The organism is Candidatus Cloacimonadota bacterium (genome assembly GCA_021734245.1).
GTDB lineage: Bacteria > Cloacimonadota > Cloacimonadia > Cloacimonadales > TCS61 > B137-G9.
In genome coordinates this window covers 1-15,307 of the sequence record JAIPJH010000079.1, presented here as the reverse complement: position 1 = coordinate 15,307, position 15,307 = coordinate 1, and the positions used below count along the sequence as shown (strand labels likewise).

The window sequence follows — 15,307 nt, the reverse complement described above, 5'->3', positions numbered from 1 at the left end:
CCTGCTTTTATAATTGCCATATTAATACCTAACAATACTTCAGTCACCTTCGTAAGAAGGAAAAATTAGGGGATTATATTTACTAATTATTCTCAATTTTAGAAAACCCCTCAGCGACTTTGTCGCTCTCTCTCCTTCCAAAGGAAAGCTTCTTTTATTCTATCCACTTAGCTCCTGTTGTGTGACTTTAATGCTTTTTCGCAAACAGGGATGTTTGCGTTACATTACTTTCGCAAACAGGGATGTTTGCGTTACGTTACATAGAACAGCCATTCGCAAGGTATGTGGTCATTGCGAAGGTTATATAATATACTTTTCAAACTCAGGCAGATCTTCCTGGTTGATGATCGCTGTGACCTTTACACCTTTTTCAAGATATTCTGTAGATTCGATCTCACCAATATTGTGCAATAGATTTACTGCTTTTTGCTCAGTATGAGGGATCAGCATTTCTACCCTTCTGGCATTGTGCAGAACATCATCAATTTTTTGTAATAATTCTTCGATATTCTCACCTTTTTTTGCTGAGATCAAAATTGAATTATCATGTGCTTCCAGATAGAGTTTCATCTTAACTCGATCTGCTGTATCTGCTTTGTTCATTACCAGAATCTGCTGTACTTCATCTGCTCCGATATGCTGCAGTACTTTTTGAACTTCATCAATATAATATGGAAAGAGTTCATCTGCTGAATCTACCACATGTAATAACAGATCAGCATCTACCACATCTTTTAGAGTTGCTCTAAATGAAGCGACCAGATGATGTGGAAGATTTGAGATAAAGCCGACCGTATCGGAAAGGATCATGTCTCTCCCTTTGGAAAGCGCAAGTTTACGAGTCGTGGTAGAAAGCGTGGCAAACAACTTATTTTCCACCAAAACTCCAGCATCTGTCAATCGATTGAAAAGTGTAGATTTACCTGCATTCGTATAGCCGACCAGGCAAACTTTCTTCACTTGTTCGCGATGTTTGCTCTGTGTTTCTTTGTGCAGGAAAACTTTTTTCAATTCTGCTTTAACTTTAGCAATTTCATTTCGAATTATCCTTCTATCGATCTCGATCTGCTTCTCTCCCATTCCACGTGCTGTTCCGCCACTTCCTGCTGCTTGTCCTTTTTCCCGATCCAGATGACTCCAGAGTCTTTTCAGTCTGGGAAGCTGATACTCAAGTTCAGCCAATTTCACTTGTAATTGTGCTTCATGAGTTCTGGCATGATCATGAAAGATATTCAGGATCACTTCCGTTCGATCGATAGCATCAACAATGAATTCCTTTTCAATGTTTCTGGATTGTCCCGGAGAAAGTTCATTATCAAAGATCACCAGACCGGGAGCTTTATCATAAACTTCATTCAAAGCCTCTGCCAGAAAGCCTTTGCCAATGTAGAAGGCTTTATCCGGCTTCTGTCTTTTCTGGATGAATTTTCCCGCAACTTCAATTCCAGCTGTAGCCGCAAGTTTTTCCAATTCATCCAGTGAAGCTTTTTTCATGCTATAGTCACCTGGTTTGTGGCAAACGCCAACCAGGATCGCTTTGTTCATATCTAATATTTTTCCCATAATACCTCTTATTATTCCGTCCCCATTATAAGGGTGAACAAAATTTATGCCGTGGAATCCTATGGATATTCCACTGGGAGGGGATTCAAATTTCTGATAAATCTTAGTTTTTATAGAAAACCCCTCTACAACTTTGTCGCTTTCTCCCCTTCCAAAGGGGAGCTTTAATCTCCGGTTCCCGCACAAAATGCAGGAACCGGATTTAATTCAGCTATGCGCTGAACCTCTTTGTAAATATTTTCACTATTCACCTCCTTTGCTGATGTTTACGGTCATCAGACTTTTAGAATTTGATTTCCAACGAGGATCGGAAATCAGTGAGACACATCTATTCTCGTTACATGACTCCAGTTTCTGTAACCTTGAAAAGGCTTCTTTCAAAACTACTTCCCACTTAGCACTTTCAAGGTTAACCAATTTTTTACCAAACCCCGAAAGTCTCAATCGAAAGATTTCCCGGAAGAGAGCTTTTCAGGGTTGTCGCAAACAAGATGTTTGCGTTATGCATTCAGTAACATGCTTTCCTGCTCTTCCATGAACTGGTTTGTGTACAGATTGTAATAATTACCTTTCTGTTTGATCAGTTCATGATGATTTCCCTGTTCAGTTATCTTGCCATTCCCGATAACCAGAATGCGGTCTGCAGAACGAATTGTGGAAAGACGATGCGCAATAATAAAGCTGGTCCTACCTTCCAACACAGTATGGATCGCTTTCTGGATCAGCTGTTCGGTTTCTGTATCCACAGATGATGTCGCTTCATCCAGCACGAAAATACGAGGATCTGCCAGAATGGCTCTGGCAAAGGAGATCAACTGTTTCTCACCAGTAGAAAGCTTTGCTCCACCTTCTCCAACTTCCGAATCATAACCTTTTTCCATATTCATGATAAATTCATGTGCATCAACCAGTTTTGCTGCTGCGATGATCTCTTCATCAGTTGCATCCAATCTGCCATAAGCAATGTTTTCTTTGATAGTTCCACTAAAAAGATGCGGCGTCTGCAACACGTAACCCAGGTTGGAATGAAGCCACAGCATCGATCTCTCGCGATAGTCAACTCCGTCGATCTTAATAGATCCAATTGTAGGTTCATAAAAACGGCAAGCCAGATTTACAACTGTGCTCTTTCCTGATCCGGTTTCACCAACCAGAGCAATTGTTTCACCTGCTTTAATATCCAGTTGGAATTTTTCCAGAATATTCTCACCTTCTTTGTAACTGAAAGTCACATCTTCGAAACTAATATCACCATTGATATCAGGCCAGTTTTCTTCTTTGGAATTCATGATATCTCCGAATTCTCTGGTTACCTGAGAATTATCTTTGATCTGAGGAACCTCATCGATCATCGAAAAGATCCTCTCGGCAGAAGCTTGAGCATTTTGTAATTCTGCAAAAACTCGTGCCATTTCTCCCAGGGGTTCAAAGAATTGAACTGAATAAGAAATGAATGCTACCAAGGTTCCGTAAGTTACAACTCCAGAAATTACACCTTCTCCACCAAACCAGAGAGCTAATCCTGTTCCAATGCTGCCCAGAGTGAGAATGGCCGGTAGATACAAAGATGAGAAAACCGCAGCTCTTACTGATGAGCTGTACATATCGGTTGTATGAACCTGAAATTCTTTGAGATTAGCAGCTTCACGAACCAGAGTTTTGGTTGTTTTAGCTCCCGAAATTCCTTCATTAAAAGCTCCCGTGATTTTGGAATTCGTCTTCCTTACTTTCCTGTAAGCTTTCAGGATCTTTTTCTGAAAGTAAATACTCATCACAACTAAGACAGGAACAACTGTCAGTGTGATCAAAGCCAGTTTGAGATTCATCACCAGTAATATTACAGCGATCAAAACCATCATGGAAAAACCCCAAACCATATCGACCAATCCCCAGGAAATAAAGCTTCCCAAACGTTGGCTGTCAGAAGTCATTCGAGCCATGAGCCAGCCGACCGGAGTTTTATCGTAATAGTTGAACGACAATTCCTGCAGATGCAAAAATCCCTTCTTACGAATATCGTAGGTAAGATACATTTCGATCTTGCCGGCAATATTGATGAAGAAGAAGATATTCAAAGCCTGAATAGCCACCATTGCCAGAAATACTAACGCATAGATCGTGATGCCATCTGTACTTTTGGGCACAACGAAATTATCGATGGCATATTTGCTCATCAGCGGGAAAAGCACATCGATCCCAGCTAATGAGAGCATGAAAAATGCCAACAAAAACAACTTCTTTTTATAGGGTTTGCAGAAGGTTAAAAGCTTCTTCCACAAAGCCAGATCGAATCTTTTGTTATATTCTCTTTCTTCAAATGCGTGATTCATAATTAATTCCTTCAATTAAGCCCTTACTGTCCCCCTTCATAAGCGGGAAACAGGGGGTTTTGAGTTTTATGTCTAAACCCCTCTGTCGACTTTGTCGTCTTCTCCCCTTCCAAAGGGGAGCAATTTTAACTAATCTTAAGTTTTTCATTTTTATCCAATTCGGCGTTCAAGCCTTTTTCTTCCAGAGCCAGTTCAGCTTCCAATGTGTTCTGAATTCCCCAAACACGTTTGTACAAACCTTCCTGATCTATCAGTTCCAGATGAGTTCCCTGCTGAACTATTTTTCCACGTTCCAGCACCAGGATCATATCGGCTTCTGCCAAGGTGGTAAGACGATGCGAGATGATAAAAGTTGTAGCTTTGTTATCCAGTTTCTTCAACCTTTTTCTGATCGCAGCATCTGTCTCAGTATCCACGGCACTGAGGCTGTCGTCAAAGATCAGGATCGGACTGCCGTTGATGATGGTTCGGGCAATCGCAACCCGTTGCTTCTGACCACCGGAAAGGGTTACACCTTTTTCTCCAACCGCAGTTTCATAACCATCTTCAAAACTCTCTATCACATCGTGAACAGATGCAATTTGAGCAGCTTTGAAAACGTGATCATCTTCATATTCTCGTCTTGCAATTCCAATATTATCTTTCAGCGTTTTGGAAAACAGGAAAGGTTCCTGCAACACAATTCCAATGTTGTTTCGCAGAGTTCTCTTGCTGAAGTTTTTCACATCTATTCCATCTATCTTGATCGATCCTTTCTGATTATCGTAAAGCCTGGGTAATAAATTTACCAAACTGGATTTCCCGGAACCTGTAGGCCCCAGAACTGCCACTGTCTGACCTTTCTCAACTTTGAAAGAAACATCATCTAAAATTTGATGTCCTTCATCATACCAGAAGCTTACATTCTCAAATTCTATTTCACCTTCGAGCTTTTCTTGGGAAATTCCATTATCCAGATCTTCGATCGGTTCATCCAGAATTTCCTGGATACGTTCGATGGAAACCAGAGCTTTTCCCATATCTGTTAGCACTCTTCCCAGCTGGCGTACCGGCCAGAGCAGCATTCCCACATAAGTAGTAAAAGCCAGCAAAGTTCCCAGCGTTATTATCCCCTGAGCTGCCCAGTAAGTTCCCAACACCGTAACTGCGATAATCTGAGTTAGACTTAGAAAGTCGGAAACAGACCAATACCAGGCCAGAAGTCGGATCAATTTGTAGGTAAGATCGCGATATTCCACGTTCTTTTCATCAAATTTATCGATCTCGTATTTCTGCCGAGCAAAAGCACGCACCACTCGAACACCACTCAAGTTTTCCTGTAATACTGTAGAAAGTCTTCCTTCCGATTCATCGGATGCTTTGAAGGCAACCTTTACTTTCATGAAAAAGATCACTGCAAATATAAAAATGAATGGTACTAAAGATAGTGAAACCAAAGTCATTTTTACACTCATTGGCAACATGAAAGAAAGAGCAAAGAACAGCATAAATAATGCCCTTCCTACCTCAACTAGCTGCATTGCCAGAAAGCGTCGCACAGTTTCCACATCTGATGTGCAGCGCTGGATCAGATCTCCGGTTTTTGCTTTTACGTGATATTCAAATGGCAGATATTGCAGATGATCATATACATCATCTCTTATTTTCCGAGCAATAGCTTCCGAAGCAGTTGCAGCCCATTTTCCTTTGAAAAAAAGGAAAATTCCACGGGAGATGGTAAGCAGAAGCAAAATAAGACTGCTCATCCACAAGCTTTTTTCTAAAACGCTTTTACCACCCAGAAAATCCAATATTTCAATTATTACCGGCTGCATCCAACCACTCGTTTCTACAGGTTTATTACCAATGATAGAGTCGATAGTTACGCGCAAAACCATTGGCCAGGCAAAGCGCAGGAATATTGCTGCACCGACTGCCAGGATAGAGATCACATAAAGCGATCTATTGCCTTTCATAAATTTCCAAAGTCTTTTTAATTTATCCATGATAATTCTCTTTATTTTTCTATTTATCAATTTCTTTTATAATTTTTCATTCCAACCTAAATCGAATAAATCCATTTATTTTCTCCTCTTTGTGTTTTTCAGACCCCAGAGAGGAGCGGTTATTATTTTTTTTTAATATAACATCCACTCGTCTCTGTAATAACTGCAAATCATATTATCGATGATTGCGATTGCATATGCCAATATAATTTACCTCCTTAAATATTTTTTTGTTGGTCTTCCTACAGAGATCTTCTCACGTTTTTACAAAATTCCGTAATAATCTCCGCAGGAAAAGATGAAACACGATTCTGTCATTGTAATCATGAATTCCTGCATTTAATCCTCCTTTTTTTTCTCAATGCATTCATGCTGAGTGGTATGCCAGGGCACATTGGAACGAAGACTGGAGTCGAAGTATGATTTTTTAACTATCAATCGCGCCTTATCCTTCGATACGTCGTTTCACTCCTACTCAGGATGACAATTTTTCAATTGTTTATCTGTCACTTCTATAAAACAAAAAACCCGCGGGATCCTCCCACGGGTTTGTGCGTCATTATATTTAGACACAAAAATGGTGGGATTTGCCCATTTCTATTGGACCAATCCCACCAAAATTTGGCTGACGAATCAGCCTATATATGTTCAGCCATTTACAGGCCTACGAATGAAACTTATTTATTTTGGCTTGCGCAGGGATCGGTCACCTGCTAGAAATTGCCGCCATCCGGCTTTCTAAAGAGTACTAGTCTGATCATGAAAACCTCCTAAAATTTATTTGCACCTCGCTTAGTACAGAACGAAGTACGTGCACATCTTAATGGAAGCAAAATGTGTCAAGATAAATTTACAAAATATTTTCATTTTGCAAATTTTATAGTGTGAAATAGTTTTAGCTAACTTCATAAAATAATAAAATTTAAATGAACTATATCAAATAGTAACTTTTTTTATAAAGTTATAACTTCATTTGCTCCTTCTGATCTGGCCAAGGTCATATTCAGCCAGGTAATTGCATCAAAAACATCTGCAAATTCCTTGCTGGAAATTGATTGATCATTTACCGAGTAGAACTTCCAAATCAGTTTATCATTTTCTTTTTTGGTAAAAAGTTCAAACTTGAAGACATTATCCATATTGATAAATTTTCCACTATCGATCTCGAATAATTTCATCTTTCCTCCTTTTTAAAATTTTGGAATACCTGCTTCAGATCTTCTAATTCAGTATCGATGTCGATGGGTTTGACGGGAATATGAATATCCATCTGAGATTCTGGATCATTATACTTAAAGCGTTTATCATACCATTCTATTTCTGGTGCTGTCATTATCTCAAATTCACTATCCGGCAACCATTTATTATAAATATAATCGTAGGTCTCGGCTAGATTTTCCATCGAACCAACATGAGTAAATACTGCTACATCCTGCTCGGGAAGTTCAGTAAAAACCATTCCATCGGGAATTATTGAATCATCTTTTACCACACGAGCTGCCAGATATTCTATCTTCCCATCTTTCAGCAAAGTGCAGATTCCCAAACTGCATTCTGGAACGGCGGTTTTTTCCAATTCATTCATTCTATGTATAAATTGGTTCCAAAGATTCGCTACTGCATCAGCATCAGGTTCTGTAATTATTTTCATACCAACCACTTTCATAGGTTGACGTCTTGTAATTATCATTTTCATTTTTACCTCTTTTTTAAATAGGATTTTTCGTCTTCCAGATGTCAAACAAAACCTTAATTATTTATCCAAATTATTTCTCATTTGCAAATAAATAGCTTGCAAAGATTATAGTGTTTTTGATATTTAGAATAATAAAATAAAATTGAGTTTAATGTGAAATTTAAAAGAAAATTAGCACGAAGTTTTTCCAAAAAAAAGCAGACATTAGCTTTGATGGTGAATGTATTTATTTTATTTGCCATAATTCTGGCAGGAGCAATTGGAGTATTGGCAGTAGAATACCGAAACAGTGATGGTAATATAAAAGGCTTTTTCGATGCTATATGGTGGTCGTTGGTAACGATAACAACAGTTGGATATGGCGATAAAGTTCCAGTTACTTTCTGGGGTAGGATAATAGGAATTATTTTCATTTTTCTAGGTTTTACGATTTTTTCTACATTCACAGCATTTATCGCCAGCAATTTCATTGATAAAAAGATCAAGGAGCGTAAAGGTTTGAACAAGATAAAAGATAGAAATCATATTCTCATCTGCGGTTGGAATCGTAGTGCGATTCGCATTCTGGAATTCATGAACAAGCAGGAGTCTAACACTGTATTTAACGTTGTGCTTGTTAACGAATTAGATGACACGAAGATTCATTCTCTGCAGAATCAATATCCGGAATTAAATATAGGATTTATTCATGGAGATTTTACAAATCAGGAAACACTGATGCAGGCAAATGCCAAGAATGCAGTTCACATTATTCTGCTTTTTGATGAAAGTAAAGAAGGAAGTACGCCTTCTGATGAAAGAACGATCATTGCAGCCCACAATCTGGCTTTCCTTAAAATGAAAGGAAAGATCAGTATTCAGCTTCATGATGGAAAATATCTGCCAAATCTGCGTAAACAAAAAATTCAAAATGTTGTCATCTTTGACGATCTCGGTGGAAATCTTCTTGGCTATAGCACGGTAAATCCTGCAGTTCCAGACTTCCTGCAGGAAGTTTTACGTAACACAAAAGGTAAAGGATTTAAAGAGCTGAAAATCCCTAAAGAATTTGTTGGTAAAACTTTCGACAAATTGTATCAGCATTTTTTCGAAAAAGAAAAAATGATTACCTTGGGATTGGTTTCTATTCGGCCGGAAGTTTCCATTGAAGAGATATTATCGGATGATTCATCAAGTATCGATAGATTCATTAAGCAGCAATTCGAACTTTCGGGTAAGCAATTCAATCCTGGAGATTCTATCAATAATATAAAGATCAAACCTGATAACGACTATCTGATCCAGGTATCGGATGTCGCTATTGTTTTATAAAGGAATTTTTATGGATCTTACATTTTTAAAAAAAGTAGAACTTTTTAAAACTTTAACCCAGCAGGAATTGAAAACTGTTGCATCGAATTTGAAACTACAAAAATTCAAAAAAGATGATATCTTAATTTCTGAAGATGAAATTGGTGATGAAATGTTCATTTTATATCAGGGAGAAGTTGATATTTCCAAGAAAATGTCGATGATCGATGATCAGGAAAAAATCGATAAAAAATTTGTCAGGCTCAAATCAAGTAAAGCCGATTACTTTGGCGAAGTAGGACTTTTGGGAAAGCAGAAACGAACTGCCAACTGTAAAGCCAAAACAGATGGTCAACTTTACTGTTTCCGCAATAAAGATTTCATGAAAATTGCTAAACAACATCCGCAAATCGGCATGAAGATCATGATGGAAATCGCCCAGAAACTTGCTTGCCATCTGGAAAGAACAAACCAGGATGTTTTAAAATTAACGACTGCTCTTATTTACGCTTTGAAGGAATAAAAAAAAAGACGACTTGCAACTGTAGCAAGCCGTCATCGGAGAGTTGTACTACATCTATTTAACCGGTGTTCGTCTTAACCCAAACTACCGGGAATAGCTAAGTTTTTTTTTCTCACCAATTAAACCACATTTAGTTATAAAGCAAATCGTATGCCATACTCCCAACGTTCTTATTTACAGACACTTACAATTTAATCACAAAAATATTTGCTGAATTCTTTCTACACAAATCTACATCAATTCATCAGAATTACTCAACACTTATTTAATCAGCAACATCCTTTTAGTAACTGAATTATCACTCCTTTTTAAGCGATAAAAATAAAGACCCGAAGAAACATGTTTACCGAAATCATCTTTTCCTTCCCAGGTAATTCTCTGATTCGGTGAGCTGACAAGTTCTTGATTCGAAAATCTTCGTACCTTTTGTCCTTTTATGTTGTAAATCTCCAATTCAGCTGTTTCAAGTTCTTCATCAGAAAGAGAGAACTCTATTGTCGTCACGGGATTAAACGGGTTTGGATAGTTCTGTTTTAGAATAACATCACCATTAACAATGATATTTGGATCTATTCCACCTACCTGTTCATCAAAATAGTCAACAAGCAGAGTATTCAAGAATGTTGAAACATCATCCTGCTGCATATAATAGAAAGGAAAACTGAATAATGCTGATTTGAAGTCATTACCAAAATATCCAACACCGACAGGCTCTCCATTCATTACTCCAAAAGGGTTGGTATTGGCGTAATTACTTCCCCAACTGAAGAGCAATTCGCCATCATTATTCGGTGCAATTGTTTCTATATTGAAAAGATGATAATCTAAAGCTGGAAGAGTTTTAGTGGTATCTGCTTCGATCATATTGAAACCTGGCTCCGGATCAGCATAATAAAATCTAGTCATGTTATTCAGGTCGATGCTTTCAATTTTGAAATAATCATATAGAAAATCATTTTCATTAAATGTAGCAGGATAGCTGCTGTAATCTGTAAACATTTCACTTGGTTTGAAAGCTGTAACCAGAATCTTTCCACCATTATCCAGATACTGCTTTATTTCATCTACTTGTGGGAATGTATTGCAAGAAGGAAAGTTGCTGTTCATATGCAAAATAACTGTTGAATAAATACCAATTGCTTCTGTTGTAAGATCTGAAGTTTCTTCCAGGTTCATTTCCTCATAACTGAAACCATCGAGAACATTCTGATAAAACTGATCACAATCTGTTTCTTCCGGATTGCCATAATTGCCACTTCCATTCGCCGTATTGTCCAGTATAAGAATACCCGAATCAAGTGTAATAGCTCTTGAACTCACAACGTCGCTTTGATTACTTTCGTTCTGATCTAAATCTTCTGCTTTAATGAAATAATAATAATACTGACCAGACACAATATCAGTATCACTATAAAATTCATCCTGAATCGGATCAGAATTAAGTAGGGTATAATTACCATTCATAGTTTCACTACGATAAACGTTGTACCCAAGTAAATCTAATTCCAAATTTGGTTGCCATGCCAATAATACAGATTGTAAGGCAGGTTCTGCAACAACTCCTTGAGGAACAGCAGGTATAAAACCCGGAATTGCACTTTTCTCTACTTCGAAGCTGAAAAAATCTTCATTATCCACTGCTACAATACCTACATAATAGGTTAAACCATTGAATAGATCTTCCAATAAAAATGAGGTTTCGGTTGTTATATAAAAATCATTCATAGCACCTGGTTCCAATCCAACTGCTATTCGATAATGATCAAAATCAGATTCGGTATTAGCATCCCATTCCAATTGCAGATCATGTCCATTTCCCACATCATATATCAGGAAATTTTCTACCGGGTTGGGTTTTCTGTCGATTGATACAATAGTAGCTAAATCCAACTTGGCAATTTCCTTACAAAAATCTATATCACAATTATCGATCGTATCTGTTGGTTGATGCCAGTTTGGACTGAATTCGCTTTCCTCAAAATAAACTACGGGAAAACCATTTGTCCAAAAAGAGAAACTGTCTGAACCTGAACTGTTTTGATTATAGACAACAGGATTTAAATTTGTATAACTCAAACATAAAAAAGTAGCATAATCAGCCAAATATTCCGATCCTGTGTAAGCATAGATCGCCACTTCCCATTCTCCAGGAACCATTGTATTATTGGCTACCATATCATTGTTCAGCATGAATTTCACATCATAATCCTGTGCATTTAAGCCACTAGCCAATACATCTGATCCTACCAAACCAACTTCTTCTGCAGCAAAAGTAACAAAAACCAGATTCACATCAGGTTGATAACCCTGCCCCATCAAAACTCGTGCCAATTCAAGCACATTTGCTGTAGCACTGGCATTATCATCCGCCCCTGGTGCATAAGTCATGGAAGTTGGAGGACAGATTGAGTCGTGATGTCCGCCAAAAATTATATATTCTTCATCATTTATTACACCCGGCAATACAGCGATTATATTTTTCTGCCAGGTATTGTTATATTGAAAGCTGTCTTGGATTGCATCGGTATAACCATAAGATACAAATTTATCTAAAATCCAATCAGCAACTTCATCACGATTATCTGCATAACAGTAGCGTGTTTCAAAATCTTCTAAACTTTGAATAACGCTTTCAATGGAATCTGCACTTATATTTGCAATGAGATCGTCTATCAAATCTCTAGAATTTCTTAAATTTTCTGGAACATTAAATACCTGTAAGCTGGGAAGTTCTATTTTAGAAAGTTTTGGCTCCAAAATATCAGTTTCATCAACTCCAGAATTTTTTCTTACTATAGTAAAATCATCAGACCGATAAACGATTTTTCCCCAGGGAATTTCCTCAGGAACACCGACACGATTTTCCAAAATAAAATAATCTTTTGACTCATTAAAAGAATCTAAAATTCTAAATTCACTTATTCTTAATTGCTGAATTTCTTCAACACTATTGGCAACGATGATATCATCGCTGTCAATAAAATAGACATTTAGTAAATTAGAATCCAGGTGATCTTTCGTGGGAATTGACATTAGATAGGTTTCGTCTGTACCAGATAAAAGCCCGATTAACAAAACTAAACACAGTGTTAAGATCATTCTTCTCATTTTTTACCTCCTTGTTAATAAATGAGAATGCAATCTATATTCCATTATCAGTATAAAAAATTGGCAGCGGTTAATTTTATTGTTGATTCAGGAGTATCTCAGGATATCAAAATTTGAATAAATGTGTTTGAAAAACGAACAACAATGTTCGAAAATGAACGAAATAATTTTATTAGATTTAAAGAATTTTGTTTTATAAATTATAAAAATATTGAAATTCTAAAATTCTTCCTTCCGGATCTTTTGCAAAAAAATGGTAAATTGGATATCTGGGATTATCTCTTGGAACGTCATCAGCTGAATCGCGAAATTTTGTGTAAAATCTATCAACTTCTTCCTTATTTTCGAAGTAAAATGTGATCATTCCCTGAGTTTCTATTGTGTCTCGGCTGCAAAATCCAATTAAGAAATTATCGTGTTGTAAAATGCAGCAATCACCCTGATCCATCCACATTTTACATTCACATTTATTCATATAAAAATCTTTCATTTCTTCCAGTTTATTTGTTCTGAAAAACACTATACCACTCATTATTCCTCCATTTGTTCTTTTATGATTATTTTGATAAATCTGTGTCAATTCTTTTATCGTATTGATCAGATTTTGCACGTGTTCTAATAAGAAAAATATACTGCTTTTATCTCATAAACCAGCTCTATAACGATAATATTTAAGTTTGTTCTTCCATTTGGCACACTAAATGCAATGTTATTTGGCAGATCTTTAAAAACGAAATGTGCTACTGGATTTATTCCAGTAAATATAAATAAAGACTCATATCCCAAGAAACTCTCGGCAATTTTAAATCCTCCCCCTATGATAAAATTTTGCTGAGAGTTTTTTATTTTTGCAATTTTATCTAATTGACACAAAAATCTCAATTGGAAATTTGACCCAAATAAATAATTTAATTTCGAGGAATGATATGAAGAAAATTTTAATAATCCTGATGCTCCTGAAATTCGTTTCCAGCCTGTTTTCCGCCACTGTCAGTGGTTTTGTGCTGGATAAATCGAATGGTGAGCGGATCGCCTATACTTCCGTTATCATCAATGGAACAAACCAGGGTGCACTTACAAATAAGGAAGGTTATTTTGTTATAAATAACGTTCCTACCGGCAAGATTGAATTCTTTATTACAAACACAGCCTACAAACCACAACGAGTGATAAAGATGATCGAAAATGATGCTGACGAGATTTTTTTTCGAGTGGAACTGGAAAAAGCTCTTATCAAAGTAGAAGGTATTTCTGTAAATTCAGGTAAAGCAAATCGTGAGATCAACACGAGAGAAATTGTCGTGAGTAATGTGCTGCGTACTACCAAAGATCTTACCGATATTCCACAAATTGCAGATAGCGATGTATTTCGTGCAATTCAGGTTCTGCCAGGTGTTACAGCCCTTTCCGACTTCTCCAGCGGACTTTATGTTCGTGGTGGAAGTCCCGATCAGAATTTAATACTTTTAGACGATACCGATGTTTATAATCCCAGTCATTTCGGAGGAATCTTCAGTACTTTCAATACCGACGCTATTGAGCAGGTAGAATTAATGAAGGGCGGATTTCCTGCCAAATACGGCGGACGTCTTTCTTCTGTGCTGGATGTAACAAATCTGGATGGAAACAGAAAAAATCATGAGGGAGTTGCTCGAATTAGTTTAATTAGTACCAGCAGCACTATTCAAGGTCCCTGGAGCAAAGGCTCCTACATGGCTTCTTTCAGAAGAACTTATATCGATCTGATCAGTAAACTCATTGATCTTGAAATTCCCGATTACTATTTTTATGATGGACACGCAAAACTAACTTATGATTTTACAGAGAAAGATAAAATCACAGTCAGCAGCTATTTCGGTAAAGACCGTTTAGGCATGGATTTTGGCTTTGATATGAGACTTACGTGGGGAAATGAAACTTACACAGCTCAATGGGTTCACATTTTCAATCCGCAGATTTTCTCTAAATTCGTAATGGCTGCCAGTCATTTCAATTTTAATTTTACCATGGAATCTGATAGCGGTCAGGATTTTCAGCAGGAAAATGATATTCGCGATTACAGCATCAAAAACATGTTCAGCTACCTTCCCAATGAAGTACACAACATCGATTTTGGTTATGAACTGAAATATCTGGATATAAACTTTTTCGCTAAATCCAATTCCAGTTACGATCAAACCCATCTTCCCGATATTGAAGTTCCTTCTTACATCTCTGCCTTTTATGTTCAGGATAGCTGGAAGATAAACGATATCTGGACAATTCAACCAGGAGTAAGATTGGCTTATTGCCACACGATAAGTGAATATTCGCCTTCCAAACCGACAGCAGATTATTTCCGCACTTCTCCCCGATTTTCTATTCGTAGAAGGTTGGGAGAGCTTTCCAATATTTATTTTAATTATGGTAGATATTATCAATTCCTAACTTCAATGGATTCGGGTGATTCGCCGATGGGATTGTGGTTTCCAATAGATAAAACAGTTGAACCGGGAGCTTCTGATCATTATATTTTCGGATTCAAAACGCAGATCAATGAAAGCTTTGCTTTCGATGTAGAAGGATTTTACAAAACTTATGATAATCTGGTAGAACCAAGACCCGAAACAGATTTTGAATGGAACAATGAAACAGGTGTATTGGCAGATATTTATAACGTGGGAAAAGGATACTCATTTGGAACGGACATAATGCTGCGAACCGACTGGCATGGAATTGAAGGTTTTATTGGTTACGGATTCAGCGTTACAAAGAAAAAAGTGGAAGAAATAAATGTAAATCCGCAAACTGGTGAAGAAGAATGGTACTTTCC

General features: G+C 37.2%; 11 protein-coding genes. 3 read left to right on the top strand and 8 right to left on the bottom strand.

The features are described from left to right. Positions 1 to 300: 300 nt before the first annotated feature. From hflX to K9N40_10735, 5 genes are all read right to left on the bottom strand, one after another. Positions 301 to 1,563: a GTPase HflX gene (gene hflX / locus K9N40_10755; protein ID MCF7814947.1), complete on the bottom strand. Its 1,263-nt coding sequence runs from the start codon at positions 1,561 to 1,563 to the stop codon at positions 301 to 303. Between the two features lie 500 nt (positions 1,564 to 2,063). Beyond that, entirely contained in the window at positions 2,064 to 3,893 is a 1,830-nt protein-coding gene (locus tag K9N40_10750; protein ID MCF7814946.1) for an ABC transporter ATP-binding protein/permease, read from the bottom strand. 125 nt (positions 3,894 to 4,018) lie between these two features. Further along, positions 4,019 to 5,878, bottom strand: coding sequence for an ABC transporter ATP-binding protein/permease (locus tag K9N40_10745; protein ID MCF7814945.1), 1,860 nt, complete (start codon positions 5,876 to 5,878; stop codon positions 4,019 to 4,021). A gap of 953 nt (positions 5,879 to 6,831) precedes the next feature. Next, positions 6,832 to 7,056 (bottom strand): hypothetical protein, encoded by a 225-nt coding sequence (locus K9N40_10740; GenBank protein MCF7814944.1) that lies wholly within the window; start codon positions 7,054 to 7,056, stop codon positions 6,832 to 6,834. Continuing rightward, positions 7,053 to 7,574, bottom strand: a complete 522-nt coding sequence (locus K9N40_10735) for a GyrI-like domain-containing protein (protein ID MCF7814943.1) — start codon at positions 7,572 to 7,574, stop codon at positions 7,053 to 7,055. The genes K9N40_10740 and K9N40_10735 overlap by 4 nt, the downstream gene beginning before the upstream one ends. A 153-nt stretch (positions 7,575 to 7,727) precedes the next feature. Between K9N40_10735 and K9N40_10730 the strand changes: the two genes are divergently transcribed. Both K9N40_10730 and K9N40_10725 read left to right on the top strand, forming a co-directional pair. After that, on the top strand, positions 7,728 to 8,885 hold the full coding sequence (locus tag K9N40_10730; protein ID MCF7814942.1) for an NAD-binding protein: 1,158 nt from the start codon (positions 7,728 to 7,730) through the stop codon (positions 8,883 to 8,885). Between the two features lie 10 nt (positions 8,886 to 8,895). Next, the gene (locus K9N40_10725) at positions 8,896 to 9,387 is read left to right on the top strand and encodes a cyclic nucleotide-binding domain-containing protein (protein MCF7814941.1); all 492 of its coding nucleotides are present in this window, start codon (positions 8,896 to 8,898) and stop codon (positions 9,385 to 9,387) included. Between the two features lie 261 nt (positions 9,388 to 9,648). Here the strand turns inward: K9N40_10725 and K9N40_10720 are convergent, their stop codons facing one another. The 3 genes from K9N40_10720 to K9N40_10710 form a co-directional block, all read right to left on the bottom strand. Then, positions 9,649 to 12,495, bottom strand: coding sequence for a M20/M25/M40 family metallo-hydrolase (locus K9N40_10720; protein MCF7814940.1), 2,847 nt, complete (start codon positions 12,493 to 12,495; stop codon positions 9,649 to 9,651). 193 nt (positions 12,496 to 12,688) lie between these two features. Continuing rightward, the gene (locus K9N40_10715) at positions 12,689 to 13,027 is read right to left on the bottom strand and encodes a VOC family protein (protein MCF7814939.1); all 339 of its coding nucleotides are present in this window, start codon (positions 13,025 to 13,027) and stop codon (positions 12,689 to 12,691) included. An 83-nt stretch (positions 13,028 to 13,110) separates the two neighbouring features. Next, on the bottom strand, positions 13,111 to 13,377 hold the full coding sequence (locus K9N40_10710; GenBank protein ID MCF7814938.1) for a hypothetical protein: 267 nt from the start codon (positions 13,375 to 13,377) through the stop codon (positions 13,111 to 13,113). 44 nt (positions 13,378 to 13,421) lie between these two features. Here K9N40_10710 and K9N40_10705 point away from each other — a divergent pair. After that, on the top strand, positions 13,422 to 15,307 hold a 1,886-nt coding region (locus K9N40_10705; GenBank protein ID MCF7814937.1), incomplete at its 3' end, for a TonB-dependent receptor.

Bases quoted from the DNA above. Each gene is read 5' to 3' on its own strand.
- hflX (MCF7814947.1), bottom strand. From the start codon at position 1,563: ATGGGAAAAATATTAGATATGAACAAAGCGATCCTGGTTGGCGTTTGC.
- K9N40_10750 (MCF7814946.1), bottom strand. From the start codon at position 3,893: ATGAATCACGCATTTGAAGAAAGAGAATATAACAAAAGATTCGATCTG.
- K9N40_10745 (MCF7814945.1), bottom strand. From the start codon at position 5,878: ATGGATAAATTAAAAAGACTTTGGAAATTTATGAAAGGCAATAGATCG.
- K9N40_10740 (MCF7814944.1), bottom strand. From the start codon at position 7,056: ATGAAATTATTCGAGATCGATAGTGGAAAATTTATCAATATGGATAAT.
- K9N40_10735 (MCF7814943.1), bottom strand. From the start codon at position 7,574: ATGAAAATGATAATTACAAGACGTCAACCTATGAAAGTGGTTGGTATG.
- K9N40_10725 (MCF7814941.1), top strand. From the start codon at position 8,896: ATGGATCTTACATTTTTAAAAAAAGTAGAACTTTTTAAAACTTTAACC.
- K9N40_10720 (MCF7814940.1), bottom strand. From the start codon at position 12,495: ATGAGAAGAATGATCTTAACACTGTGTTTAGTTTTGTTAATCGGGCTT.
- K9N40_10715 (MCF7814939.1), bottom strand. From the start codon at position 13,027: ATGAGTGGTATAGTGTTTTTCAGAACAAATAAACTGGAAGAAATGAAA.